This is a genomic window from Nocardiopsis sp. RV163, assembly GCF_001029525.1.
In the GTDB taxonomy this organism is placed as follows: domain Bacteria; phylum Actinomycetota; class Actinomycetes; order Streptosporangiales; family Streptosporangiaceae; genus Nocardiopsis; species Nocardiopsis dassonvillei.
Genome location: NZ_LEKI01000012.1, coordinates 42,375 through 67,699, shown reverse-complemented (window position 1 = coordinate 67,699; position 25,325 = coordinate 42,375). Strand labels below are relative to the sequence as shown.

The window sequence follows — 25,325 nt, the reverse complement described above, 5'->3', positions numbered from 1 at the left end:
GGCCGGTCGGGTGGGACTTCCGTCCGGGTGTCCGGCGGGCCCTGCTGTCGCTGGGCGGCCGGGTCTCCGACATCCGCCGGGTGCTGGGCCTGGCGGCGGAGCGCCTGCGTTGGGTGGACCCCTGGTTCGACGCCCTGCGCCTGATGCTGCGGGGCGTGCACGACGATTTCCCGAAAAGGACGCGGGTGTCCCACCACTGGGCGAATTCCATGCTCCCCGCGGTGGAGAGCGCCGCCCTCACCCGGCGTTATGCCGTGCCCATCAGGGAATACGCTGATATCTCCGGGGCGGGTGCGACCCGCGGTACGCGGGAAACGCATGAGACGAGTACGCCGTCGCCCGCTGGTCTAGTATTACCGAAGGTTTCCGGATCTGCGCGTGTGGACGGGAACAACGGCTGGAAGGCGCGGAACAGAGCACCCTTTTCTGAACGGTCGGGGAAAGAAACTCATATGGCCACAAAACTGTCAAATGAGGATATGATGCAAGAATCTGGCGACCAGCCCAGCGGTCGTACGTCCCGATCGTCCATGAGTGGCCGACCGCTCAACGCGGTCTGGGTCCAGGTTCCGCGCCGCAACAGCGCCTTCACCGGCCGGGAGGAACTCCTCTCCGCGCTGAGGGGGCAGCTCCTGAAGGGGCGGCGACAGGTCATCACCGCCCTCAACGGGATGTCGGGGGTCGGCAAGACCGAGCTCGCCAAGGAGTACCTGTACCGGTACGCGTCCGACTACGACCTCATCTGCTGGATCCCCGCGGCCCACAGCAACCAGCTGCGGGAGAGCTTCTCCGTCCTCGCGTCCAGGCTCAGGCTGGACAGCGCGGGCGCGGGCAGCGGACACGTCCTGGAGAACGTCCTGGAGGCGCTGCGCCAGGGCTTGGACTACCCGCGTTGGCTCCTCGTCTTCGACAACGCGCAGGCCCGGTCCGAACTGGATCAGTATCTTCCTGTCGGGGGCGAGGGCCACGTGATCATCACTTCTCGGGACTCCAGCTGGACGGTGCGGGGCGGCGACGCCTACCTCTCCGTCCGCGAGTTCGACCGGGCCGAGAGCATCGAGCTGCTGAAACGGCGCGGACCCGCGTCGCTGACCACAGAGGAGGCCGACCAGCTCGCGCACGAGCTGGGCGACCTGCCGCTGGCCCTCAACCAGGCCGCCGTGTGGCTGCACGAGAGCGGGATGGCCACCGAGGAGTACCTGCGCCAGTTCTCCGAGAAGAGCCAGGAGATGCTCGACCTCCTGCGCCCGGTGGACAGCGCCTACCCGGTGGCCGTCGCCGCCGCCTGGAACGTGTCCCTGGACCGGCTGGCCACCACCAACCCGGCGGCGCTCCAGCTGCTCCAGCTCTGCTCCTTCATGTCGACGGCGCCCATCCCCCGGACGCTGTTCAACTTCGCCCGGGGCATCGAGGGCCCCGCGGAGCTGCGCGGCGCACTGGAGGACCCGGCCAGGCTCGGCATGGCGATCCGCGACATCGGGCGCAACAGCCTGGCCCACATCGACCACCAGCGCAACACGGTCTCCCTGCACCGGCTGGTGCAGCGCGCCGTCCAGGCGCCGATGAGCGACCGGGAACGCGAGGAGATGCGCCACTGCGCCCACCAGCTGCTGGGCCGCAACGACCTCCAGGTGGTGGCCGTGGACGCCTCCGAGCGCTACACCGAGCTGCTGCCGCACGTGTGGGCCTCCGAACTGTGGAACTGCACCGACCCCTGGGCGCGCAACCTGGTGGTGCAGATGTGCCGTGTCGCCGCGCTGCGCCAGGAGTTCGACGAGGCCCGCAGCCTGGGCGAGACCGCCCACGAGTGGTGGCGCCTGCAACTGGGCGAGAACCACCCCTCCACCCTGGGCATGGCGATCCAGATCTCCACGGCGATGCGCGGGCAGGGGCACCTGGAACAGGCCCTCGCGCTGTGCGAGGCCACCCTGGACACCCTGCGCGAGACGCAGAGCCCCGGGGACCCCGAGACCCTGGAGGCGGAGATCGAGTACATCCGCACCCTGCGCTTCCTGGGCCGGTTCCGTGACTCCCTGACGGCGGCGGCCGACGCCTACCACCGCCGGGTGCGCCTGTTCGGCGAGGACGACCCGCACACCCTGGTCACCGCGCACTTCCGCGCCTTCAACCTCCTGCTCAGCGGCGACCCGGAGTCGGCCGCCGACCAGTACCGCGACACGCTGGCCCGGCTGGAGGCCGTCTTCGGCCCGGACCACCCGCGCACCCTGGGCACCAACAACGGCTACGCCGAGGCCCTGATGGAGAAGGGCCGCTACCGGGAGGCCGAGGAGATCCAGGCCCACCAGGTCGAGCGGGCCATCGGCCTGATCGGGGAGGACGACAACCGCGTCCTGCGCAACCAGCGGACGCTGGCCGTCATGCGTCGCCGCGTCGGCCACCACCGGGAGGCTCTCACCCTGTCGGAGCGCGCCTGGCAGCGCTTCCGGGTCAAGCACGGCGTGGACGACAACGAGACCATGTACGCCGCTCTGGTGCACTCCATGTCCCTGAGCGCGGTCAACCAGCACGACGAGGCGCTGGAGCTGGCCCAGACCACGGGGGAGCGCTACGTCAAGTTCCTGGGCGAACGCCACCCCTACGTGGGCGCGGCCGACGTCAACCGGGCGATCATCCTGCGCCGCCTGGGCAGGGCGGCCGAGGCCCGCCAACTGGACGAGCGCTCCCTGGAGTTGTTCCTGGACCGGCTCGGCGCCCACCACCCCAGTACCCTGGCCTGCCTGGTGAACCTGGCCAACGACCACTTCCTCATGGGCGACGCGGCCGGTGCCCGGGAACGGGACGAGGAGGCGCTGCGCGGCTGCGAGGAGGCGCTGGGCGCCTCGCATCCGCTTGCCCTGCTGGCCCGCCGCAACCTGCTCGTGGACCGCCGGGCCCAGGGCGAGGACGTCGAGGCCGAGTTCGTCGCCGTGGAGGACGGCTACCGCCGGGTGATGGGGTCGGACCACCCCGCCACGCTCAGCCTCCGCAGGACCGTGCGGGGGGACGCCGACATCTACCTCGCCCAGATGTGACCGGTCGCGGTCCGGGGCGCGACCCCGGGCCGTTCGGTCCCTTCAGCGGTGCCCGGCGAGCCGGAGCAGCGCGACCCACTGGCGCGCGGGCAGGGCGAGCGCCGCGCGTTCGGGGTGCGTGGAGTCGCGCAGGCCGACCGTGCCCGGCGTGCCCAGGACGGCCTCGACGCAGTCGCCGTTGCCGCCACCGCTGTAGCTCGACTTCCGCCACCGACCGGGTTCGTGTCCCAGCCCTCTCACGGGCACTCCTGTCCGCTCTGTCCCCGCTGGTTGTCGCTACGCACTCGGCGGCCTCGATTCTCTCAGTTCCACCATTGGTCGCTCCTGTTTCCCGAGCAGTTCTGAAAGTGCGATCGGGTCCGGCTCCGGTTCAGTTGTGTATTCGGTTGGTGACAGGGGCCGACTTGTACATGCCCACTGGAGTGGTGTTCATGTTGTCCGGGCCAGGCCGTTCTCCGGATGGCCCGGAAAAAGACACGGACGATATGACGGGAAGCGGTTCTGCTTCGGTTTCGCGGGTGCCGTGCCCGCGCGGCGCCCACCGGGGCGCCGCCGTGGTCCCCTCTCGTGCCGGTGCGCGCAAAGCCTGTGCCCGTGGGCTTTGCGGGCTCTGCTCCGCCTGCGGGGCCGGAGCGGCCGCCTCCCGGGAAAGGGTCGGGGGCGGTGGCCGGAGAGAGGCCGCGGGGTGGAGAGGCGATTATCGTGCTCCCCGGTACGCGGAAAAGCACGTGCGGTAAAAGAGTGGGTTTCGGCGGTCCGCGGCTCTGATCCCTTTTCGTTTCCATTGCGGCTCGGGGTCAGGATGTTGCGCCCGGGGCTGACCGCTCCGAGATCGCCCCGTGCGCTTCGGGGGAAGCGGGTGCCTCGGTGCGGACACAATTCCGCCCCCGGTGTCATGGCCGCGGAAATGGTGCCGGTGACCGCCCGCGCGGAACTCCGTGCCGCGCCGTCGGAGGGGGCAGGGCCGCCCCGCGGGGGCCGGGAGCCGCGTCCGGCACGGGGGAACACCCCGGTGGTGTGCCGTGACCGGGGCGAACACTGCCTAACATGCTGGACATGCGCATTCTCGTGGTCGAGGACGACGACCGGGTCGCCCGCGGACTGGTGACCGCCCTGCGGGCGGCGTCCTTCGACGTCCAGAGGGTCGCCACCGCCGAACGGGCCCTGACCGCCCCGCCCGCCGACGTCGTCCTCCTCGACCTCGGCCTTCCCGACGCCGACGGCGTCGACCTGCTCCGCAAGCTCCGCGACCGCCCGCAGACCGCCATCATCGCCGTCACGGCCCGCGGCGAGGAGCGCGACCGCGTGCGCGGCCTGCGGGCCGGCGCCGACGACTACGTGGTCAAGCCCTTCGGCGTCGCCGAACTCCTCGCCCGCATCGACGCGGTCCTGCGCCGCACCCGCGCCGCGCGGGCCGAGGCGGTGGAGGAGGAGCCCGCGGTCAGGGTCGGCGAGCTCACCGTGGACCCGGCCTCCCGCGCGGCCAGCGTCGGCGCCGCCGAACTCCAGTTGACCCGCAAGGAGTTCGACCTGCTCGCCCTCCTGGCCTCCCGCTCCCCGTCGGTGGTCGCCCGGGACCAGATCCTCGACCAGGTGTGGGGCACGGCGTGGGAGACCTCCTCCCGGACCCTGGACACCCACATCGGCTCGCTGCGCGCCAAGCTCGGCCGGGCCGTGCGGATCCGCACCGTGCGCGGTGTCGGCTACCTCCTCGATCGGGCCTGAGCCCGTGCTCCGCAGGCTGCTCACCATCCTGTTGCCCGCCGCGTTCGTCCTGGTCGCCTCGGCGGTCATCCCCCTGGGGGCGGTCATCGCCCAGCAGCTGACCCAGCAGGTCTACGTCGACCGCCTCGGGGACGCGGGCCGCTTCGCCGCCCTGGCCCGCACCGCGCTGGAGGCCGACCGCCCCGAGGCGCTCCTCCAGGAGATGGAGCGTTACGAGGCGCTCTACGGCATCCCGGTGGTCCTGGTCGCTCCCGACGGGGAGATCATCGCCGGGTCCGGCAGCACGGCGCACCAGCGCGACGTGCTCGCGGAACTGGGCACGCCGGAGGCGCTCACCGTCGCCCTGGCCGGGGAGCGCCCGGCCCCTCCGACCACCGTCTGGCCCTGGGAGTCCGGCCCCCTCGTGGTCGCCGAGCCCATCGGCCGCGACAGCGAGGTGACCGGGGCTGTCGTCGTCGCCGCCCCCACCGACCGGCTCGGCGCCGACATCCTCGGCTCCTGGGGGTGGCTCGCCCTGCTCAGCCTGGTGCCCCTGACGCTCCTGGTGGCGGCCTCTCTGCCGCTGTCGCGCTGGGTCCTGCGCCCCATCGGCCGACTCGACGCCGCGACCACCGCCGTCGCCTCGGGCGACCTGGACGTTCGGGTGGACGCCGAGCGGGGGCCTCCGGAGCTGCGCCGCCTCACCGAGTCCTTCAACACGATGGTCGAGGTTGTGCGCAGGGCCCTGGAGCGTCAGCGCTCCTTCGTCTCCGACGCCTCCCACCAGCTACGCAACCCCCTGGCGAGCCTGCGCCTGGCAGTGGAGAACCTCGCGCCCCACCTCGGCTCGGAGGAGGCCCGGGAAGCGCACGCGGTGGCCGTGGACGAGACCACGGCCATGCACCGGATGCTCAACTCCCTCCTGGCCGCGACACGTCTGGAGAGCGTCACCGGCACCGAGGCCGTGGACGTCCCCGAGTTGCTGGAGACCCGCGTGGAGCGCTGGCGCGCCCTGGGCCGGGCCCGGGGGATCACCGTGACCGTCCACGTCCCCGCCGGGCTGCGGGTCCGCGCCCCGGCCGGGGGACTGGGCAGCATCCTCGACGAACTGGTGAGCAACGCCCTGCGCCTGTCCGGGGGGACCCGGGTGCAGGTGCGGGGCTCGGCGGGCGACCCCGCGCGGATCAGCGTGCTCGACGACGGGGAGGGGCTCCCGGAGGAGGAGCGCGGCGCGGCCCCGGACCGCTTCTGGCGCTCTCCCCGCCACCAGAACACCGAGGGGACCGGTATGGGGCTGGCGATCGTCTCCGACCTGGTCCGCGAGGCCGGAGGGGAACTGGCGCTGGGCGAGGGCCTGCCCGGCGAGCGGCCGGGCTTCGGCGTGACCATCACGCTGCCGTCCGCGGACTGAGCCCTCGGCGGGGCGGACCTCAGGAGGGCTTGTTGTCCCGGTACCAGCGCGCGGCTCCGGGGTGGAGGGGGACCACACCCGTCGAGATGCCGGTGCGCACGTTGATCTGCGCCGCCTCGGGGCGGGATTCGGCTATCCGGGCGGCGCCGGTGTAGACGGTGTCGGCGACGGCGTAGGCCAGGTCGTCCGGCAGGTCGGCCGCGCACAGCAGCAGGTTGGGGGTGGACATGGTGGGGCAGGCGGGCACGCCCTCGTAGGTGGTCGCCGGGATGGTGGCCGGGAAGTACCTCTCGGGGTGGGCTTCGGCCATGGCGGACGCGACGTCCCCGAGGTCGACCAGGCGCGTCACGTGCTCGCGGGCCAGGTCGGCGACCGCGGGCGTGGGCAGCCCGGTCAGGGAGAACATCGCGTCGATGTCCCCCCGGGACAGGGCGTCGGCGGAGGCCGCCTGGTCCAGGCGCACCGCCTCCATGGCCAGCCCGGTCTCCTCCACGGCCTGCGCCACGGTGAACTCGGTGCCGGAGTTGACCGCGCCCACCGAGACGCGGCGGCCCCCCAGGTCGGCTAGGGAGCGCACGGGGGAGGCGTCCAGGACCATGAGGTGCAGGAAGCTGTCGTAGAGGCGTCCGATCGCGCGGAAGGGACCGGCGTCGGTCACCTCGTAGGCCAGGACCGCGTCGAGGCTGGTCAGACCCAGGTGGGCCTCGCCCGAGTCGATGAGCAGCAGGTTGTCGTGCGAGGCGCCGGTCTCGACGGTCTCCACCCGGATGTCGGGGAGCCGGGCGTCCAGCAGGCCCGCGATCTCCGAGCCGATCTCCCGGTAGACGGCCCCGGCCGGGCCCGTGGCCACGACGAGCGACGCCGGGGCGGGGGAGGGTTCGCGCCACGCGCAGCCGCCCAGCGCGACCCCGGCGAACACGCCGACGGCTCCCCTCAGGGCGGTGCGCCGGTTCGGTCCATGCATACCCGCAGCTTAGGCGAGGGAAGACGGCGGTTCCGGCCCCCAGTTCACCCCCTGTGCTTGATGACCGTGTGTCCCAGGGCGCCGACCCACGGTTCCGCAATGTCAGAGGAACCTCAAATCTTCGTTGAGACCTTGAGCACGCGAGAAGGAGACCCACACCATCGCTGTATCAATTCGGGGTAATCGGGGAGAAACCCGACGGTAAGGCCAGCGTCACTTCCCGGCGACCCACAACAGGAGGATTCCATGGCGTCCGAGAAGGGTGTCGACGCGCCCGACACCGCATCCCCCACGCAGGACGGCAGAACCGCCAGGGGCGCCTCGCCCTCGCGCGTGATCGGCCTGATCGCGGGCCCGCTGGTCGGGCTCCTGGTCTACTTCCTCATGCCGGACATGCCGATGCCCGTCGTCGACGGCGGGGACGGCGAGACGGTCCTGTCGGCCAACGGCCGCGCGGTGGCCGCGATCACCGCGTTCATCGCCATCTGGTGGGCCACCGAGGCGATCCCGATCCCGATCGCCTCACTGCTGCCGCTGGTGCTCTTTCCCCTCCTCATGGAGGGCACCCCCATCGGCGACGTCGCCTCGTCCTACGGGTCGGACACCATCTTCCTGTTCATGGGCGGCTTCATGCTCGCTCTGGCGATGCAGAAGTGGAACCTGCACAAGCGGATCGCCCTGGTCATCGTCTCCAAGGTCGGCTCCAACACCGCGGGGCTGATCGGCGGCTTCATGATCGCCACCGGGTTCATCACGATGTGGGTGTCCAACACCGCCACCGCGGTGATGATGCTGCCCGTGGGCCTGTCGGTGGTCGCGCTGATCACCCAGTTCCGCGACGGCAGGACCGACGCGAACTTCGCCACCGCGCTCATGCTCGGCATCGCCTACTCGTCCTCGATCGGCTCGGTGGCCACCATCATCGGCACGCCGCCCAACGTGCTGATGGTCGGCTACCTCGCCGACGCCCACGACATCAACATCGGCTTCGGCGAGTGGATGATGGTCGGCCTGCCGCTGGCCGCCGTCTTCCTGCTCATCGCCTGGTTCGTGCTGATCAAGGTCTTCCCGCCGCAGGTCAAGAAGGTGGAGGGCGCCCAGGGCCTCATCCGCTCCGAGCTCGCCGAGATGGGCCCGATGGCGCGCGGTGAGAAGCTCGTGCTCGCGGTCTTCGCCTTCGCGGCGCTCTCCTGGATCTTCGTCCCGGTCCTGGCCGACAACTTCCTGCCGTGGCTGTCCAGCGTCAGCGACGCCGGGATCGCGATGACCGTGGCGGTCCTGCTGTTCCTGATCCCGGTCGGGCGCGGCAACCGCCTGCTGGACTGGGAGACCGCCGTGCAGCTGCCGTGGGGCGTCCTGCTCCTGTTCGGCGGCGGCCTGGCCATCTCGGGGCAGTTCACCGCCTCCGGCCTCAGCACCTGGATCGGCGGCCAGGTCGCCGTCCTGGAGGGCGTGCCCACCTGGGTGCTGATCCTGGTCGCGGCCGGGCTGGTCCTCTTCCTGACGGAGCTCACCAGCAACACCGCCACCGCGGCCACCTTCCTGCCCATCCTCGGCGGCGTCGCGGTGGGCATGCAGATCGACATCCTGTCCCTGGTGATCCCGGTGGCCCTGGCCGCGACGATGGCCTTCATGCTCCCGGTGGCCACACCGCCGAACGCGATCGTCTTCGGTTCCGGCCACGTGCGGATCGGCCAGATGATGCGCGGCGGCGTGTGGCTCAACCTCATCGCGCTGTTCCTGATCCTGGTCGCGATGTACACCGTGGTGACCTGGTTCCTGGGAGTCAGCGTGTAGGTGTACCACGCGTCGCGGGCGGCCCCTGGGTTTCCGGGGGCCGCCCGTTTCCACTTTGCCGGGCGGCCCGGGAGGCGGGCCCCGCGGCGGGGCCCGCACCCGTGCCACACGGCGGCGGCCCGCCTCCCCGCTGGGGGGAGACGGGCCGCCGCCGTGTTCCTACTCGGAGTCCGCGCCCGCCGTGCTCTGGCGTTCCAGCTTCCGGTAGTGCCTGGACCTCGCGCCCAGGATGACCGCGGCCAGCAGGGTCGCGATGGCGGAGGCCACCAGGACGCCCGTCTTGGCGTGGGCCAGGTGTCCCGGGTCGTCGGCGAACGTCAGCTCGCTGATCAGCAGCGACACGGTGAACCCGATACCGGCCAGTTGCGACATGCCGATGATGTCGATCCACTTCAGGCTGGGGTTGAGCTCGGCCCTGGTCACCTTGGTGGTCACCCACGCGCCGCCCGCGATGCCGAGCACCTTGCCGAGGATGAGCCCGGCGATGATGCCCAGCGCCGCCGTGTCGGTGAGGACCTCGCCGACGCCGTCGAAGACCACGCCGGCCGAGAAGAAGGCGAAGATCGGCAGGGCCAGACCCGCGGACCAGGGACGCAGTAGCTGCTCCACGCCGTGGCTCGGGTCGTGGTGCTCTCCGGGCAGCTTGTTGGTGCGCATCAGCAGACCCATGGCCACGCCCGCGATGGTCGCGTGCACGCCGCTCTCGTGGACCAGGACCCAGATCACCAGGGCCAGGGGCACGTAGACCAGCCAGTTGGGCACCACCGACGCGTTGAGCCTGGCGGCCAGACCCCTGCCGCGCTGCAGGTACCAGAAGAGCGCCAGGCCCACCACGGCCACCGCCAGCGGCAGGAAGCTGATGTCCGCGGTGTAGAAGACCGCGATGACGATGATCGCGCCGAGGTCGTCCACGATCGCCAGCGTCAGCAGGAAGGTCCGCAGCGCGGTCGGCAGCCCCCGGCCGATCACCGCGAGGATCGCGAGGGCGAACGCGATGTCGGTCGCCATCGGGATGCCCCACCCGTGGAGGGTCTCGGGCGAGGTGAAGTTGATCGCGGCGTAGATGGCGGCGGGCACGATCATGCCGCAGACCGCCGCTACGATCGGCAGCATGGCCCGCCGGGGGTTGCGCAGCTCCCCGTGGACGAACTCCTGTTTGAGCTCGTTGCCGACGACGAAGAAGAAGACCGCCAGGAGGCCGTCGGCGGCCCAGGTCTCCAGGGACAGGTTCAGGTGCAGCGACTCGGGCCCGAAGGTGATCGCCCGCAGGTTCTCGTAGACCTCGCCGAAGGGCGAGTTGATCCAGACGAGAGCGAGGACCGCGGCGCCGATCAGCAGGAAGCCGCCGACGCTGTCGCTGCGCAGGGTGTCGGCCAGCCGTGAGAGCGGGCCGTGGCGCTCGGAGCGCAGAATCGGGTCGATGCTCATGTGCAACTTTCCGGGCGTATGACTGACAGGGACTCGCCGACCAGTCTTCCCGGCACACCTAGGCGCGGGCGCGCGCCTCGCCCATGCTCGCGGAAGATGGGATGAATGTCCAGCCCAGGGGCCATGTGTCCGTTCCGGGGAGGAGCGGGCCGGTGAGGGGGGCGGCCGACGCATCCCCCTCACACCGTGCGCCCGGAGAAGGGCGTGCGTCAGCCCCTCTCGGAGGCCGCCGGGTGCCTCTCCCCGTCCTTGGAGGCCCGTCCGGCCGGTGCCGCGGCGACGATGGGCACCACCGCGGTGAGGACCAGGCAGCCCGCGACCGGAACCCGGGAGTCGTCGAACCGCGACAGCAGCCAGGCGGCGATCAGCGGGGCGCCGCCCCACTCGCCGCCGGTGCCCGGGCCCTGGACTATCCGCAACACGACGAGCAGGACCGGGGCGAGGCTCCCGACGCCGTCGCAGGTCGGCGGCAGGCCGATGGGCACGGTCGCGCCGCCCGTGATGATCAGGGTCTTCTTGCGGCCGATCCGGTCACCGATGCGGGAGAGGACCACACCGCCCCGGGACCGTTGCGCGCCTTCCTCCGGAGTACCGGACGCCGTGCTCCCGTACCCGCTCCCCGCCCGCGAACGGGAGGGGTCCCGGGACCCCTCAGGGCGCCGGGACCACAGTGCGGGGCCTTCAGGACTTGCGGTTCTCGCCCAGCTCCTCCTCGATGGGGTTGACCGGGCGGCTCTCCTTCATCGACTCGGCCATGCCGGGCTTCGTGTGCTCCCTGCGCAGCTGCGCGCGGGCGGACTCGGTGTGCGAGTCCTTCTCGGAGAGGGGCAGGGGCACCGAGCGCAGCACCTCGTTGGGTTCGTTGTACTGGGCGGGCGGCATCGCCCGCAGGGCGCTCAGCAGCTCCTCGTCGGCGCCCGCGTCCAGGGCGTGCGTCACGATCCGGTCCTTGTCCGCGGGGAAGTCCACTTCCCCCAGGACGTCCTTCAGCCCTTCGATGCCACGCTTGACGCTCATCGTCAGTCCCTCCGACTCGTGCGAGGGCCGGGCGTCTCCGCCCCGGTCACCGGGGGCGCGCCGCCCGACCTGTGAGGACACTGGGGGCGCCTACCCGGTCGGAGGGGGCCCAATCTTCGCGGGGCGGCGCGGCCGGGCCCCGCGCGGCGTCCGGCGGGCGCCGCGGCCCCAGGCCACCACGGTGCGAAACCCCGAGCGGGGGCGTCTCGCACCGCAGCGACCGCGCGTCGACCGCCGCGGGCGGCAGGGGACGTCCGCGGCGGAGGGCCTCAGCCCCGGTCCGCGGCCGTTCCCCCGGCGGGGCGCAGCAGCGGCATGACCTTCTCACCGAACGCCGCGAGGTCGGCGTGGTAGTCCGGGAAGATCAGCATCAGGCCGTCGAGCTCGGCGTACTCCACGATCTCGCGGATGCGTCCGGCCACCGTCTCCGGGGACCCGGTCACGAACGGCGTCTGGAACGCCTCGTCCTCGGGCCGCTCGGAGGTCAGCGACAGGGCCTTGTCCAGGGGCAGGCCCCAGGACCGCTTCATGTTGACCAGCGCGTCGATGTCCGCGCCGCGCCCGTACTCCAGCCGCCGCTCCTCGGCCGCGGCGTCGGTGTCGTCCATGACGACGGTGAGCATCGAGTACGTCTTGATGCTGCGCCCCTCCTTCTGGGCGCGCTCCTTGACGTCGCGGCTGGCGTCGCGCAGGCCGGGCAGGTCCTCCGCGGTCAGGAACGAGCCGTCGCAGTTGCGCGCCTGGAAGTTCAGGCCGGTGTCGGAGCGGCCCGCGCTGATCAGGGTCGGCGCCGGGGCGGGGTGCGGCCGCGAGCGGCAGTCGTCGAGCTTGAAGAACTCGCCGTCGTGGGTGACCGAGTCCTCGGTCCACAGCCGCTTGAGGACGCTGGTCCACTCCTCGGTGTACCGGTAGCGGTCACCGTGGCCGATGTCCTCGCGCCACAGGCCCATCTGGGCGAACTCGTCCACGTAGGAGCCGACCACGATGTTCATCCCGGCGCGTCCGCCGCTGATGTCCTGGAGGGTGGTGTACATCTTGGCGGCGAGCGCCGGGTGGAACAGGTTCGTGTGGACGGTCGCCCACACCTTGACGTGCTCGGTCGCCTCCGCGAGCCCCGACATCATCGTCATCGACTCCAGGGTGCGCCCCCAGTGGTCGGTCGCGCCGTCGTAGCCGCGCCACTTGCCCATGGACATGACGAAGTCGAGTCCGTAGGCGTCGGCGAGGACCGCGGCCTTCTTGTTGTACTCGTACGTCGCCTCGGGGTGCGGTGCGGTCTCCGAGACGATCCACCCCCCGTTGCCGATGGGCAGGAAGATGCCGTACTCGGTTTCGGCGGCCTGCGGCCCGCCTTCTGCTGCCATCCTTGGCTCCTCATTCCTCTCGGGCGCCGCTCACTGCGGTCGCCCGTGCGCAGCACGGTCTGCGCGCCGCGCCCGGGCGCTCTGGGCGCTCGGTGCGCGGCGCCGGTCCGCGCGGTCCTGCTGTACGGGCTGTGCCCGGTCCTACTCGGACGCCCAGGACACCTCGGTCGCCACGTGCACGGCCTCCAGGTAGCGGGGGTCGAACAGGGGCTCCACGTCGGGCAGTTCGTCCAGCTGGCCGTTGTCGACGAGGGTCTTGCCCTCGGACTCGGTCAGGCTCAGGTCGATGTAGCCCGGGGTCGAGTCGTCGGGCGTGGAGGCCGTCACCAGCTCCTGCTCGGAGTTCCAGATCCGCAGGTTGTGCTCGGTGTCGTATCCGGCCTCGGCCAGCTCGGCGGCGTAGCCGACGCACTCCTCGCCGTTCTCCTGGCAGTACTCGAAGGCCTTCGCGATCGCGCGCAGGTAGTCCTCGACGACCGTCGGGTTCTCCTCGGCCCACGCGGGGTTGGTGGCCATCACGCCGAACGAGCCCACGACCCCGTAGTTCTCGGGGAGCCACTCGTTGTACTCCTCGCCCATGTCGGACAGGAGGAAGGGCTCGTTGGAGCGGAACGCGGTGAGCGCCTGCACCTGGTCGCGCGGCAGCACGCTGGGGTCGTAGCCGACCTCGACGATCTCGACGGAGTCCATGTCCACGCCGTCGGCGACGAGCATCGCCTCCAGCGGCGCGGGGAGCATGCCCTTGTGGCCGAGGGTGGTGCCCTCCAGGTCCTTGAGCTCCTCGATGCCGGTGCCGGTGAGCAGGCTGGCGATCGGGACGTGCCCGTAGGTCGAGACGCCGATGACCTCGTGTCCGGCGGCGTTGGCCTGCAGGACCTCGGCCTCGTTGCCGAGGGAGGTGAAGTGCGCGGTGCCGGCGGACACGAGCTGGGAGTTGCCGATGGTGTCGCCGCTGCCGGGCTGGATCTCCACGTCCAGGCAGACGGCCTCGAAGTAGCCGAGCGCGTCCGCGGCGACGGCCTCCAGGATGCTCACCGAGGCCTGGTACTGGTAACCGGTGATGTAGGTGACCGTGCCGACGTCGCGGTTGGTCTGGCAGCGCTCCTCGTCGATGACGGCGGCTACCTGCTGGTCCTCCTCGGCCGCCTCCCCTCCGCTGCACGCGGCGGTGAGGAGGAGGACCGATGCCGCGGCGGCCGCCGCGAGGGGGCGTCGGCGCCGGGGACTGGGGCGGTGGGGCGGATTGGTCATGGGGGTTCCTTAGGAGGTGGTGCGCTGCTGGGACTCGTGCCAGAACAGCAGTCTGCGTTCGAGGACGGTGATGAGTGCGAGCATCAGCACGCCCATGACGGCCAGACAGGCGACGGCCGCGTAGACGTACTCCAACCGGGCGGTCGCGGCCGAGTTGCGGATCATCGTGCCGAGCCCGCTTGAGGACCCGGCGGCGACGAACTCCGCGACCACGGCGCCCACGATGGACAGGGGGAACACCACCCGCAGAGCGGCGAGGGTGTAGGGGAGGCTGCTGGGGATACGCAGCCGGAGCAGCACCTCCAGGCGGGAGGCGTGCAGGGTGGAGAAGACGTGCAGGACGGGCCGTGAGACCGACCGCAGCCCCGTGGTCACGTTGATGAGGACCGGGAAGAACGTGATGATCGCGGTGACGATGACCTTGGGGGTCATGCCGAAGCCGAACGCCACCACCAGGGCGGGGGCGATCGCGATGACCGGGGTCACGTTCAGTACGACGGCGAGCGGCATGACCGCGCGCCGCAGCAGCGGGATCTCCGACATCAGCAGGGCCAGGACGAACGCGGTGCCCGCGCCGAAGGCCACACCCGTCAGGGCGATGCTGAGGGTGGCCCAGGCGTTGTTCAGGAACAGCAGCGGGTCCTCGACCAGGATGCCCCCGACCTCCGTCAGCGGAGGCAGGAGGTAGGGCTGGTCCTCGGCGGTCGCCGACCAGGCGAAACCGACGATCAACACCGCCACGGCGGTGGGCAGCCACACGCTGAGCCCGAGGTTGGGGCGGCGCCGACGCGCGGCACCGCGCTTCGGGGAGGCCTCGCCCTCGGGGCGGGGCCGGACGGGTGTGCTGGTGGCCATGGTCTCTCCTCCTCTCACAGCGGAACGAGGTCGTCGGGGGCGGCTCCGGCCTCCCAGGCGGACTGGAGGGACGCGCGGACCCGGTCCTCCAGGGTGTGCATGTGCGGTCCGGTCACCACGGCCCTGTCGCGGGGGCGGGGCAGGTCGACGGGCAGCACCTCGTGCACCCGGCCGGGCCGGGCCGACATCACGACGATGCGGTCGGAGAGCGTGACGGCCTCGCGCACCGAGTGGGTGACGAACACGACCGTCGTGGACATGCGCTCCCACAGGTTGAGGAGCTGGAGCTGCAGCGCCTCGCGCGTGAACTCGTCCAGCGCGGAGAACGGCTCGTCCATCAGGAGCAGGTCGGGCCGCAGACCGAAGGCGCGGGCGATCGCCACCCGCTGCTGCATGCCGCCGGACAGCTCGTGGGGGTACTTGCGGGCGGAGTCGTCCAGGCCGACCATCCGCAGTAGCTGGTCCGGGTCCTCGCTGCCCCTGCCCGCCCGGCGGTTGACCCGGGAGGGCAGGGAGATGTTGCGCCGCACGTTCAGCCAGGGCAGCAGGGCGGGGGTCTGGGGGACCAGGCCCACGGCCTTGGCCTCGCACATGCGCTTGGGCGTGGAGCCGAAGACGGTGACGTCGCCGCTGTCGTGGCCTTCCAGCCCGGCGATCACCCGCAGCAGGGTGGACTTGCCGCAGCCGCTGGGGCCGATGAGGCTGACGAACTCGCCGCGGGGGATGTCAAGGTCGATGCGGTCGAGCGCGGGCCGGTGCGGGTCACCGCCCTCGTAGGTCTTGCTGAGTCCGCGTACTTCGATACGGTCGTCGCTCACGCGGCGTCCCGCCCTCGGTACGCGTGTTCGGTGCGCCGGGCCGCGGGCCCGGGGGCCGTCTCCGGCCGTGCTGGACGTGCCATACCTTCTCCTCGAATTGTGTGATCGGATGATTGCACGACGTGTCCCGGCGGTGAATGGGTGCTGGGGGGGTGAAAACGGGCGCGCAGGTCACGGGGGTGTGTCGTCATCGACCGAGGAGGGGGGCGGGCGGCACGGAGTCGGAGCGGGGTGCGAAGCGCGGCGGGAGCGCGGCGGAGCGCGTGGCGGAGCCGCCGGGGGAGGCGGCGGTGTGCGGGCCGGAAGCGCTCGCCGTGACGGCAGTCCTTGTGATGACGACCGCATGGGGAAGGCCCATGGGACACCCTCCAGATGGCTGGCTCCGGGCATGGGTGCCCGAGGACCTTCGATGGAGAGCGGGTGGAAGCAAGCATGGCGACGGCCCGCGGGAGTCTTGACGTGTAAAACGTTAGGGATTGCTGATTAACGCGTTATGAAGTGTTGATCACATACTGATATCGAGTGCCCGAATCCTGAGACGGTCGTCAACGAGGGCGACCGCGATCCGGTGAGAGGCGAAGGCCACGGGCAGCCACGCGCCGCGCCCGAAGAGCTTGGCGAGGGGCTCGCCCAGCACCACGAGCGGACGTGCGTCGGGGAAGTGCTGGTCCCGCAGCCAGGCCAGCTTGAAGGCGTCGGCGATGACCTTGTTGCGCTGGGCCGACTTCATCGGCCCGTGCAGGGGGGAGAACTGGGCGAGGACGGTCGGCTGACCGCCGTCGGCGCAGTCGACCCCGACCCGGGTCCCGTCCGCGAGGGTGAACTCCCGGGGGGCGAGCTCGACCCCCAGGTACGCGGAGAGCGCACTGGTGAGCTCGGGATTACCCTCCCGGGTCGATCGGATTATGTCCCCCGATGACGGACTTCTCGCTGAATGCCCCATAGCAAGGAAACTTTAGTGCACATGGGCCCCAGCGGCATCGCGACTGCCTCGGCGCGCCCCAGGCCGGAGTGAGTATCGGCTCTTTGACCTGCGGTTTTGTGGGAAGCTCCCGTGTTGTGCTTCACATCGGTCTTTCCTGGATCGAACTCGTGACCGAAGTCCCGCTCCGGTAGGCCCTCCCTGTCCGCCCGGCGTCCGCCCGCCGTCCCCGGCTGCTGCGGAACTGAACGTATCCCCTGGTCGAAGCGGGTCCCGGAGAGAAATGTCCCGGTAATTGCGCGGGTGAACGCGGTTCGACAACTCCAGTTCGCGGTGCGCGGGTCCGCACAGTGGACCGATGCCAGCCGTTGTTCACCCGGTGATGATATGCGCGGGACCGCGATTTGCGCGGCGCGCCGAGTTCCGGACCGGGCCTGTGGTCGGCCGGGGGCCGGCGGACATCCGCCGGTCCCCCGCCGTTGCCCCCGGGCGGCGGGCCCGTCGCGGAGCCCCGCATTCGTCGTGTGCCCGTGCCCGGTGGGGCGGAGCCCCCTAACCGGCCGCCTCGGGGTCGTAGGTCTCACCGGTCACCGGGTTGGTGGCCAGGCCGCTGACCGGGTCGTAGTCCACGTCCATGCCCAGGTCCGAGTCGTGGTACAGCCCGGTCTCGGGGTTGCGGGGCAGGCCCACCTCGGGGTCGATCTCCCAGCCGGTGACCGGGTCAACGGTCGGCACGGCCTCCTCGGAGGGCGCCTCGGACGGCTCAGCGGGCGCCTCGGAGGACGGGCCGGTACCGGCGTCGGCCCCGGTGTCGGTCTCCGGTCCGGGCTCGGACTCCTCCTCCGGCGTCTCCTGCTCGCTGACGATCTCGCTCTGCGCGGGCTGCGCGCCCGCGCCGCCCTGCGGGTCGAGCACACCCCAGCTCACCAGGGCCAGGACGAGGACGCCCAGGCCGACGCGGTAGTACACGAAGGGCATGAAGCTGTGCGTGGAGATGAAGCGCATCAGCCAGGCGATGACCACGAAGCCGACGACGCCCGCGATGAGCGTGCCCACGATGGTGGCGCCCCACCCGGCGTACTCGTTCTCACCGATGTCGGTCAGCTTGTACAGGCCCGAAGCGAAGACGGCGGGCAGCGCCAGCAGGAAGGCGTACTCGGCCGCGTCCGCGCGCTTGAAGCCGAGCAGCATCCCGCCGGTGACGGTGCCGCCCGACCGGGAGACGCCCGGGACGAGGGCGAGCGCCTGGAACAGGCCGAAGGTCACGCCCCGGGAGACGTTGAGGTCCTCCAGGGTGCGGTGCTTGCGCGAGTACCGGTCGACGACGCCGAGGATGACGCCGAAGATGATGAGGTTCAGCGCGATCAGACGCAGGTCGCGGAAGACGCTGTCGATCTGGTCTTCCAGGAGCAGGCCCAGGACCCCGATGGGGATGGAGCCGAGGATGACGTACCAGCCCATGCGCGCGTTGATGTCCCCGCGCAGTTCGCGGTTGACCAGTGACCTGGTCCAGGTGGACAGGATCGCCCAGACCCTCTGGCGGAAGTAGATCACCACGGCCAGCTCGGTGCCGATCTGGCTGACGGCGGTGAAGGCGGCGCCGGGGTCGGGCCAGCCGAAGAGGGCCGACACCACGCGCAGGTGCCCGCTGGAGGAGATCGGGAGGAACTCGGTCAGTCCCTGGATCAGGCCAAGGATGACTGCTTCGAAGAGGGACACGGCAGAGTCTGCTCCAGCTGCTTCGGTCGCCTTCCTCGGCGGGACGCGGCGACGGTGGACAGGGCACGGCGGGGGCGCGCTCGGGGAAAAGGGGGCGGCCCACGAAGCTTACTGAGGTCTTCGGGTCGGCGTGGCATCACCGGGTGCGGAAACGGCGCCGTTGCGCCTCAGCTTCCGGGCGGGTGCGAACACGCGTGCGCAGGGAGCGCGGGGCCGTCCGGCCGGGGACCGCCGTGCGCACCGGAGGGGGAGCCGCCCACGAGGTCGTCCGGCCCGCGGGCGGTCCGGGGGTGTTCGGTGGAACCCGCTCCCTCCGGCGTTGGGACCACGGCTGGCGGACGCGGCGACATCTCCGTACAGAGCAGGTTTATGCGGTCAATCCTTTGCCCTCCGGACGGATCGCCGTCGGGTGCCGTTCACGTGCACGCCTTGTCGCACGATGTCGGCGTGCCGCGGACCACCCGGCGGGGATGGCCGGGGAGGGCGTCGGGGCCCTCCGGAGAGAGCACGTCCTACGGCAGCGCACCCGGGGAGAGGGTTGCGGGCCCCGGCGGCCGAGGGGAGCCGGAACGCCCCTACGACCGCGGACCCGGAAGGAGCTCACCGACCAACTCCTCGACGCGCTTCTTGATCTCGTCGCGGATGGGGCGGACGGCGGCCACGCCCCGACCGGCGGGGTCGGGCAGGGTCCAGTCCAGGTAGCGCTTGCCGGGGAAGACGGGACAGGTGTCGCCGCAGCCCATGGTCACGCACACGTCGGAGGCCTCGACGGCCTCGGTGGTGAGGATCTTGGGGCGCTGGCCGGTGATGTCCACGCCGACCTCGGCCATGGCCTCGACCACGGCGGGGTTGAGCGCGTCGGCGGGCGCGGACCCGGCGGAGCGGACCTCCACGCGGTCCCCGGCCAGGTGGGACAGCCAGGCGGCGGCCATCTGGGAGCGGCCCGCGTTGTGGACGCACACGAACAGGACGGACGGCTTGTCGGGGCTGCTCACGGTCACTCGTCTCTGCTTCGTCTCGGTGGTGGGCGGACGTCGCCGGAGCGCGGGGCCGCGCTCGGCCGTGGGCGGCCCCGGTCCGGACGGGAAGGCGCCGGACCGGGCGCGGACCGGGTCCGCCGGGGTGGCCGGGTTCGACGGGAAGGGCCGGGGCGTCCGACGGATCGCCGACGACGACTGGGGAGATAGTATCAGCGCATGCTGATATCAGTCGACACTGACCTCATGAGGGCGTTGGGAGACCCGCTCCGGCTGCGGATCGTGACCCTGCTCGCCCGGGAGACCCTGTGTACGACGCACCTGGTCGAGGAGACCGGGGCGCGCCAGACCAACCTGTCCAACCACCTGCGGATCCTGCGCGAGGCGGGGGTGGTGGAGACCGAGCCCTGCGGCCGGTTCACCTACTACCGGCTGTGCCCGGACCGGATCGAGGACCTCTCCGGGGCCTTGGCCGGGCTCGCCGCCACCGCCCGTACCAGCGGCGCCGCAGCGAACAGGAGGCCCTGCTGATGGCCTCGACCGACAGGAACACCAGTGGTACGGGCGGGCCCGTCGTCGCGAGACTGTCGTTCCTGGACCGGTTCCTGGCGGTGTGGATCCTGCTCGCCATGGCCGTCGGCCTGGGTCTGGGACGCCTGGTCCCCGGCCTGAACGAGGTCCTGGCCGCCATGGAGGTCGGCGGGATCTCCCTGCCCATCGCGCTCGGCCTGCTGGTCATGATGTACCCGGTGCTGGCCAAGGTCCGCTACGACCGGCTGGACACCGTCACCCGCGACACCCGGCTGCTGGTCTCCTCCCTGGTGATCAACTGGCTCATCGGCCCCGCGGTGATGTTCGCGCTGGCCTGGGTCTTCCTGGCCGACCTGCCCGAGTACCGCACCGGCCTGATCATCGTCGGCCTGGCGCGCTGCATCGCGATGGTCATCATCTGGAACGACCTGGCCTGCGGCGACCGCGAGGCCGCCGCCGTGCTGGTCGCGCTGAACTCGGTCTTCCAGGTGCTGGTCTTCGGCCTGCTGGGCTGGTTCTACCTGGACCTGCTGCCCGGGTGGCTGGGCCTGGACACCGGCGGCCTGGACGCCTCCCCCCGGCTCATCGCGCTCAACGTGGTGATCTTCCTCGGAATCCCGCTGGCGGCGGGGTTCCTCACCCGCCGCATCGGTGAGAGGAAGCTGGGCCGGGAGCGCTACGAGTCGGCCTTCCTGCCCCGGATCGGCCCGTGGGCGCTGTACGGTCTGCTGTTCACCATCGTGCTGCTGTTCGCCCTCCAGGGGGACCGGATCACCAGCCAACCGCTGGACGTGGCGCGCATCGCGGTGCCGCTGCTGGCCTACTTCGCCCTCATGTGGTTCGGCACCTTCGCCTTCGGCAAGGCGGTCGGGATGGACTACGACCGGACCACCACGCTGGCCTTCACGGCGGCGGGCAACAACTTCGAGCTGGCCATCGCGGTGGCCATCGCCACGTTCGGGGTGACCTCGGGCCAAGCCCTGGCCGGGGTGGTGGGCCCGCTGATCGAGGTGCCGGTGCTGGTGGGCCTGGTGTACGTGTCCCTGGCCTGGCGCGGGCGCTTCGCCCCGGAACGGAGGTAGCGGGCCTACCGCTCCGCGGGCTCCAGCGCGGTCTCGGGCGCGGGCCCGCAGCAGCCGCCGCTCTCGACCGCCGCGTCCGGCTCCTCGGACAGGCCTCCGCCGCTGCACACCCCCGTCTCGGGCAGGACCAGCTCCACCCGGGCGGCGGCCTCGCGGTCCCCGGCCAGGTGGGCGGCGATGCTGCGCACCTGCTCGTAGCCGGTCAGGGCCAGGAAGGTCGGGGCGCGCCCGTAGGACTTCATCCCGGCGAGGAAGAACCCCTCCTCGGGATGGGAGAGCTCGGCCGCGCCGTGGGGGTAGACGGTGCCGCAGGAGTGCTGGTTGGGGTCGATGAGCGGGGCGAGTTCCACCGGCGCCTGGAGGGCGCTGTCCAGGCCCAGGCGGATCTCGGACAGGAAGGACAGGTCGGGGCGGAATCCGGTGAGGGCGACCACCTCGTCCACGGGGTCCAGCTCCCGGCCGTCCTCGTCGGCCAGCACGAGGCGTCCGTCCCGCTCCGTGCGGACCTCGGCGGTGCGGAACCCGGTCACCACCTCGACGTGCCCGGCCTGAACGGCCTCGCGGGCGCGCTGTCCCAGGGCGCCGCGCGCGGCCAGCTGGTCGGCGGCCCCGCCGCCGAAGGCGTCGCCGACCTCCCCGCGGCGCAGCACCCACAACGCCTTCGTTCCGGGCTCCTGATCGGCCAGCGAGGTCAAAGCGACCAGGGCGGTCAGCGCCGAGTGACCCTTGCCGACGACCGCCGTGGTGCGGCCCGCGTACCGGGCCCGTTCGGTCGGGGCGGCGGTGTCGGGAATGCGGTACGAGACATGCTCGGCGGCCGTCGACTCGCCCAGTGCTGGCAGCCCGTCGCCGCCCACCGGGTTGGGCGTGCCCCAGGTACCGGAGGCGTCGAGCACCGCGCGGGCCAGGATCCGCTCCTCACCCCGGTCGGTACGGAGTCTCACAGTGAAGGGCTGCTCCCCGCGCCCGGCGTCCACGACCCGGTCCCGGCCCATGCGGCTCACGCCGGTCACCTCGGCGCCGAAGCGGACCCGTTCGCCCAGGGCCCCGGCCAGGGGAGCGAGGTAGGCCTCGACCCACTCGCGGCCGGTCGGGTAGCCCGCGTCGTCCGGGCGCCGCCAACCGGTGGCGGTGAGCAGCTTCTCCGCGGCCGGGTCCACCAGGTCGCGCCACATCGAGAACAGGCGCACGTGGCCCCATTCGGATACGGCGGCACCGGCTCGATCGCCCTTCTCCAGGACCATGACCGGCAGGTCGCGCGCGGCCAGCTCCGCCGCCGCCGCGAGACCCACCGGACCGGCACCGATCACCACGACCGGACTCTGAGCGACCATGACGTCTCTCCTCATTCATCGACTGGTGTCTATGAATCGGGACTCTATCGATGTGAGTCAATGGACGCAACCATAGATCTTCGTCGATAATTGATGCCATGACTGTGAAGACGCCCGAGCACCGGGGCGGCCTCCTCCCCGCCGCCGACGCCGAGACCTACGCCGCCTGGTTCGCCTGCCTGGCCGAACCCATGCGCGTCCGGCTCCTGCACGCCATCGCCACCACCCCCGGCTCGGTCAGCGTGGGCCAGCTCGCCGAGATGGTGGGAGTCCGCCAGCCCACCGTCTCCCACCACCTGCGCAAGCTCGCCGACGTGGGCTTCGTGACCCTCACCAAGGCGGGCACCTCCACCCGGGTCGCCGTCAACCCCGCCTGCTGCACCGGCCTGCCGCACGCCGCCGACGCGGTGATGGGCGTGCTCAACGCCCGCCCGTGCTGCCCCACCGACCTGCCCGCCGACGTCACCACCCGCGCCATGGCCGACGCCGACCTGGACGCGGTCCGGGAGATCTACGCCCAAGGCGTCGCCAGCGGCCACGCCACCTTCGAGACCGAGGTCCCCGGAGCGGACGCGCTGAGGGACCGGTGGATTCGCGGGCACCGCTGGGTGGCCGAGTCGGACGGCCGCGTCGTCGGCTGGGCCGCCGCCTCGCCCGTCTCGACCCGAGAGGTCTACGCCGGGGTGGCCGAGACCTCGGTCTACGTCGCCGAGGACGCGCGCGGCCGGGGCGTGGGCAAGGCGCTGCTGTACCGGCAGGTCACCGAGGCCGACGCCGCCGGGCTGTGGACGCTCCAGACCTCGGTCTTCCCCGAGAACCGCGCCAGCCTGGCCCTGCACCACCAAGCGGGCTACCGCACCGTGGGCGTGCGCGAGCGCGTCGCCCGCCACCACGGGGTCTGGCGCGACACCGTCCTGCTGGAGCGGCGGAGCCCGGAGGAGGAAACCGGGTCCGGCGATGCTCCCCGTGCCGACGCTCCGGGCCGCCCGCACCCCTGACACCGATAGGAGCTGCCCCGGCGGCGCGGAGCGGCCCGCCGAGGAGAGGGCGCCACCGCCTCACGGGAGAGGCGCTCCGGACGCGGCGGTGCGGGCGGACGTGCGGTCCCTCAGCCGAGGCGGTCGGCCATGAGTTCGCCGACCATGATCGCGGCGAGATTGGTGTTGGCGCGGGGCACGGAGGGGAAGACCGACGCGTCGACCACGCGCAGGCCCTCCACACCCAGCACTCGGCACGCGGAGTCGACGACCGTGTCGGGGTCTCCGGGAGGGCCCATGCGACACGTACTGGTGCCGTGCTGCGCGTCGCCCACGGTCGCCAACAGGTGGGCGTCGAGCGCACGGTCGTCGTCGAGCGCGGCGAACAGCTCCCGGTTCGCCTCCTCCAGCGGCCCCCTCGTGACGGCGGCCGTCTCGGGGCGACCGGCCAGTTCCACCAGCTCCCGTACACCCAGGCGCAGCCGGGAGAGGTCGCGCTCGTCGGACAGCATCCGCTGCCGCACCAGCGGCTGCTCCGAGGGGTCGGCCGAGGCCAGCGTCAGCACCCCGCGGGAGTGGTTCCGGTTGAGCCACACGCCGTAGGCGCCCGCGACGGCGTCGGTGGAGGCGGACGCCATGGCCAGCACGTTCTGGTTCATGGCGATGAACATCATGTCGTTGGCCGGGGCGTCGGCGCCGCTGGTCCAGCGGACGCAGACGTTGGTGTGCCGGTCGTGCGGTGACTTCACGGACGCCTCCCCTGTCAGCGGGAGCGCCAGCATCGCCATCGGGTGGTCCTGCATGCCCAGCCCCACGGGAAGGTCCCGTCGCACCTCGACGCCGAGGGAGCGCAGGTGGTCGGCCGGACCCACCCCCGAGCGCATCAGGATCGCGGGGGAGTGGATGACGCCGGCGCTGAGCACCACCGTGTCGGCGTGCTCGGTCACCGCGCCGCCCCCGGTGACGTAACGGACCCCCGCGGCCCGGTCGCCGTCGAAGAGGACCCGGTCCACCAGCGCGTCCCCGCGGACGGTGAGGTTGTCCAGCTTCCGGGCCCCCTCAAGGTAGGCGTCGTTGACCGACACCCGGCGCCCGTCGCGCGAGTTGATCGGATAGGGGGAGACCCCCGTCGCGCCCGGTGCGTTGACGTCGGGGGCCCACGCGAACCCGGCGGCCAGGGCGGAGTCGCACAGCGCGGCGTCGACCGCCCCCCACCGCTCCCGAGGTGCCCGGTGGATCGGGGTCGGGCCGCCGCGGCCGTGGTGGGGCCCGTCGCCGAACTCCTCGTCGTCCTCCAGCCGGGCGAAGTAGGGCAGGACGTCCTCCGGAGACCAGCCCGTGCAGCCGAGGGCGGCCCAGTCCTCGAAGTCCGCCATCGGGGGCCGGATCGCGATCTGGCCGTTGACCGAGGAACTGCCGCCCACGCCCCGGCCCCGCCAGTACGGCGCCCGCTCCTGGCTGTCGGTGCGCGAGGAGTCCAGCCCCGTCCAGAGCATCCCCTCCAGGGCCGCGGGGTCCATCAGGGCGACGGCCGGGCTCGGTGAGCGCCACGCCTCGTGCATCTGCGCCGAACGGTAGTCGGGACCGGCCTCCAGCAGGAGGACCCGCCCGCCCTTCTCGGCTGTGCGGACCGCGAGCGCCGCGCCCGCCGATCCCGCACCCACCACGATGACGTCCCAGCCGTCGCCCGTCATGTCTCGCCTTCCGCCGTAGTGTGACCTGCCGCAGGCGTGTACCGCCCCGGCCCTTGCGGGCTGGCGTTCTCCGCCGCGTCCCCGATGCCCTCAAGAATGAACGTTCATCCCCAAATGGGTGGGGTCAAACCCCGTGTGTCGCTCCGACGGCCCGGAACGGTGGCCCCGACGCGCACGGAGGATCCGGCGGAGGACCGCACCGCCCCGCCGCGAGCACCGCCGGATGCGACGGTGACTCCGTGTCGGAGCGGGGTCCGGCGGCTCCGGGTCCCGGCGCGCGCTATGGGCGGCCTCGGGTTCGGTGGGGGTGTACCAAGCCGTCCAGAGCCCGTATGGCTACGGTGGAGTCGGCTCCGGCGACGGCCGGGACCATGCTCCGAGCCGTGTCGCGGGCCTCTAGCTCAATTGGCAGAGCAACGGACTTTTAATAAGCGTGATCACACCGCTT

21 protein-coding genes are annotated in these 25,325 nt (G+C 71.7%); 7 read left to right on the top strand and 14 right to left on the bottom strand.

Translation table 11 applies throughout. The features are described 5' to 3' along the window. Positions 1 to 530: 530 nt before the first annotated feature. Complete coding sequence (gene fxsT / locus ABD54_RS04295; RefSeq protein WP_235431976.1) at positions 531 to 3,032, top strand: FxSxx-COOH system tetratricopeptide repeat protein; 2,502 nt, start codon at positions 531 to 533, stop codon at positions 3,030 to 3,032. A 42-nt stretch (positions 3,033 to 3,074) separates the two neighbouring features. Here fxsT and ABD54_RS04290 read toward each other — a convergent pair whose 3' ends face one another. Beyond that, positions 3,075 to 3,272, bottom strand: a complete 198-nt coding sequence (locus ABD54_RS04290; RefSeq protein ID WP_047868102.1) for a DUF397 domain-containing protein — start codon at positions 3,270 to 3,272, stop codon at positions 3,075 to 3,077. Positions 3,273 to 4,079: 807 nt separating this feature from the next. On the opposite strand from ABD54_RS04290, the gene ABD54_RS04285 reads away from it, so the two are divergent. Together ABD54_RS04285 and ABD54_RS04280 are read left to right on the top strand one after the other, a co-directional pair. After that, positions 4,080 to 4,757, top strand: coding sequence for a response regulator transcription factor (locus ABD54_RS04285; protein ID WP_047868101.1), 678 nt, complete (start codon positions 4,080 to 4,082; stop codon positions 4,755 to 4,757). A 4-nt stretch (positions 4,758 to 4,761) separates the two neighbouring features. Further along, complete coding sequence (locus tag ABD54_RS04280; protein ID WP_047868100.1) at positions 4,762 to 6,147, top strand: HAMP domain-containing sensor histidine kinase; 1,386 nt, start codon at positions 4,762 to 4,764, stop codon at positions 6,145 to 6,147. Between the two features lie 19 nt (positions 6,148 to 6,166). Here the strand turns inward: ABD54_RS04280 and ABD54_RS04275 are convergent, their stop codons facing one another. Further along, the gene (locus ABD54_RS04275; RefSeq protein ID WP_047868099.1) at positions 6,167 to 7,111 is read right to left on the bottom strand and encodes a TAXI family TRAP transporter solute-binding subunit; all 945 of its coding nucleotides are present in this window, start codon (positions 7,109 to 7,111) and stop codon (positions 6,167 to 6,169) included. A gap of 246 nt (positions 7,112 to 7,357) precedes the next feature. Here ABD54_RS04275 and ABD54_RS04270 point away from each other — a divergent pair, with 246 nt between their 5' ends. Continuing rightward, complete coding sequence (locus ABD54_RS04270) at positions 7,358 to 8,908, top strand: DASS family sodium-coupled anion symporter (RefSeq protein ID WP_047868098.1); 1,551 nt, start codon at positions 7,358 to 7,360, stop codon at positions 8,906 to 8,908. 159 nt (positions 8,909 to 9,067) lie between these two features. Here ABD54_RS04270 and nhaA read toward each other — a convergent pair whose 3' ends face one another. From nhaA to ABD54_RS04220, 10 genes are all read right to left on the bottom strand, one after another. Further along, entirely contained in the window at positions 9,068 to 10,336 is a 1,269-nt protein-coding gene (gene nhaA, locus ABD54_RS04265) for a Na+/H+ antiporter NhaA (protein WP_047868097.1), read from the bottom strand. Positions 10,337 to 10,545: 209 nt separating this feature from the next. Beyond that, positions 10,546 to 10,890: a hypothetical protein gene (locus ABD54_RS29565; RefSeq protein WP_053063534.1), complete on the bottom strand. Its 345-nt coding sequence runs from the start codon at positions 10,888 to 10,890 to the stop codon at positions 10,546 to 10,548. 127 nt (positions 10,891 to 11,017) lie between these two features. Next, a complete protein-coding gene (locus ABD54_RS04255; RefSeq protein WP_047868110.1) occupies positions 11,018 to 11,353 on the bottom strand; it encodes a DUF2795 domain-containing protein in 336 nt (111 codons plus the stop codon). 269 nt (positions 11,354 to 11,622) lie between these two features. Beyond that, positions 11,623 to 12,717 (bottom strand): LLM class flavin-dependent oxidoreductase, encoded by a 1,095-nt coding sequence (locus ABD54_RS04250; protein WP_047868096.1) that lies wholly within the window; start codon positions 12,715 to 12,717, stop codon positions 11,623 to 11,625. Positions 12,718 to 12,858: 141 nt separating this feature from the next. Continuing rightward, positions 12,859 to 13,968, bottom strand: a complete 1,110-nt coding sequence (locus ABD54_RS04245) for an ABC transporter substrate-binding protein (protein WP_047868095.1) — start codon at positions 13,966 to 13,968, stop codon at positions 12,859 to 12,861. Between the two features lie 9 nt (positions 13,969 to 13,977). Continuing rightward, positions 13,978 to 14,823: an ABC transporter permease gene (locus ABD54_RS04240; protein ID WP_047868094.1), complete on the bottom strand. Its 846-nt coding sequence runs from the start codon at positions 14,821 to 14,823 to the stop codon at positions 13,978 to 13,980. Between the two features lie 14 nt (positions 14,824 to 14,837). After that, positions 14,838 to 15,641 carry an ABC transporter ATP-binding protein gene (locus tag ABD54_RS04235; protein ID WP_047868093.1) on the bottom strand — a complete coding sequence of 268 codons (804 nt, stop codon included), beginning with the start codon at positions 15,639 to 15,641 and terminating at the stop codon, positions 14,838 to 14,840. A gap of 505 nt (positions 15,642 to 16,146) precedes the next feature. After that, positions 16,147 to 16,371 (bottom strand): hypothetical protein, encoded by a 225-nt coding sequence (locus tag ABD54_RS28805; protein ID WP_235431975.1) that lies wholly within the window; start codon positions 16,369 to 16,371, stop codon positions 16,147 to 16,149. 744 nt (positions 16,372 to 17,115) lie between these two features. Further along, positions 17,116 to 18,282, bottom strand: coding sequence for an undecaprenyl-diphosphate phosphatase (locus ABD54_RS04225; RefSeq protein ID WP_047868091.1), 1,167 nt, complete (start codon positions 18,280 to 18,282; stop codon positions 17,116 to 17,118). A 575-nt stretch (positions 18,283 to 18,857) separates the two neighbouring features. After that, a complete protein-coding gene (locus ABD54_RS04220) occupies positions 18,858 to 19,277 on the bottom strand; it encodes an arsenate reductase ArsC (protein WP_082166688.1) in 420 nt (139 codons plus the stop codon). Between the two features lie 228 nt (positions 19,278 to 19,505). Here ABD54_RS04220 and ABD54_RS04215 point away from each other — a divergent pair, with 228 nt between their 5' ends. Then, positions 19,506 to 19,790, top strand: coding sequence for a helix-turn-helix transcriptional regulator (locus tag ABD54_RS04215; protein ID WP_019607642.1), 285 nt, complete (start codon positions 19,506 to 19,508; stop codon positions 19,788 to 19,790). Further along, positions 19,790 to 20,872, top strand: coding sequence for an ACR3 family arsenite efflux transporter (gene arsB / locus ABD54_RS04210; protein WP_047868090.1), 1,083 nt, complete (start codon positions 19,790 to 19,792; stop codon positions 20,870 to 20,872). The genes ABD54_RS04215 and arsB overlap by 1 nt, the downstream gene beginning before the upstream one ends. A gap of 5 nt (positions 20,873 to 20,877) precedes the next feature. Here the strand turns inward: arsB and ABD54_RS04205 are convergent, their stop codons facing one another. Next, complete coding sequence (locus tag ABD54_RS04205) at positions 20,878 to 22,206, bottom strand: FAD-dependent oxidoreductase (protein ID WP_047868089.1); 1,329 nt, start codon at positions 22,204 to 22,206, stop codon at positions 20,878 to 20,880. A 98-nt stretch (positions 22,207 to 22,304) separates the two neighbouring features. On the opposite strand from ABD54_RS04205, the gene ABD54_RS04200 reads away from it, so the two are divergent. After that, positions 22,305 to 23,204 (top strand): metalloregulator ArsR/SmtB family transcription factor, encoded by a 900-nt coding sequence (locus ABD54_RS04200; RefSeq protein WP_047868088.1) that lies wholly within the window; start codon positions 22,305 to 22,307, stop codon positions 23,202 to 23,204. 110 nt (positions 23,205 to 23,314) lie between these two features. On the opposite strand, the gene ABD54_RS04195 is transcribed toward ABD54_RS04200, so the two are convergent. Beyond that, positions 23,315 to 24,877 (bottom strand): GMC family oxidoreductase, encoded by a 1,563-nt coding sequence (locus tag ABD54_RS04195; RefSeq protein ID WP_047868087.1) that lies wholly within the window; start codon positions 24,875 to 24,877, stop codon positions 23,315 to 23,317. Positions 24,878 to 25,325: the final 448 nt, after the last annotated feature.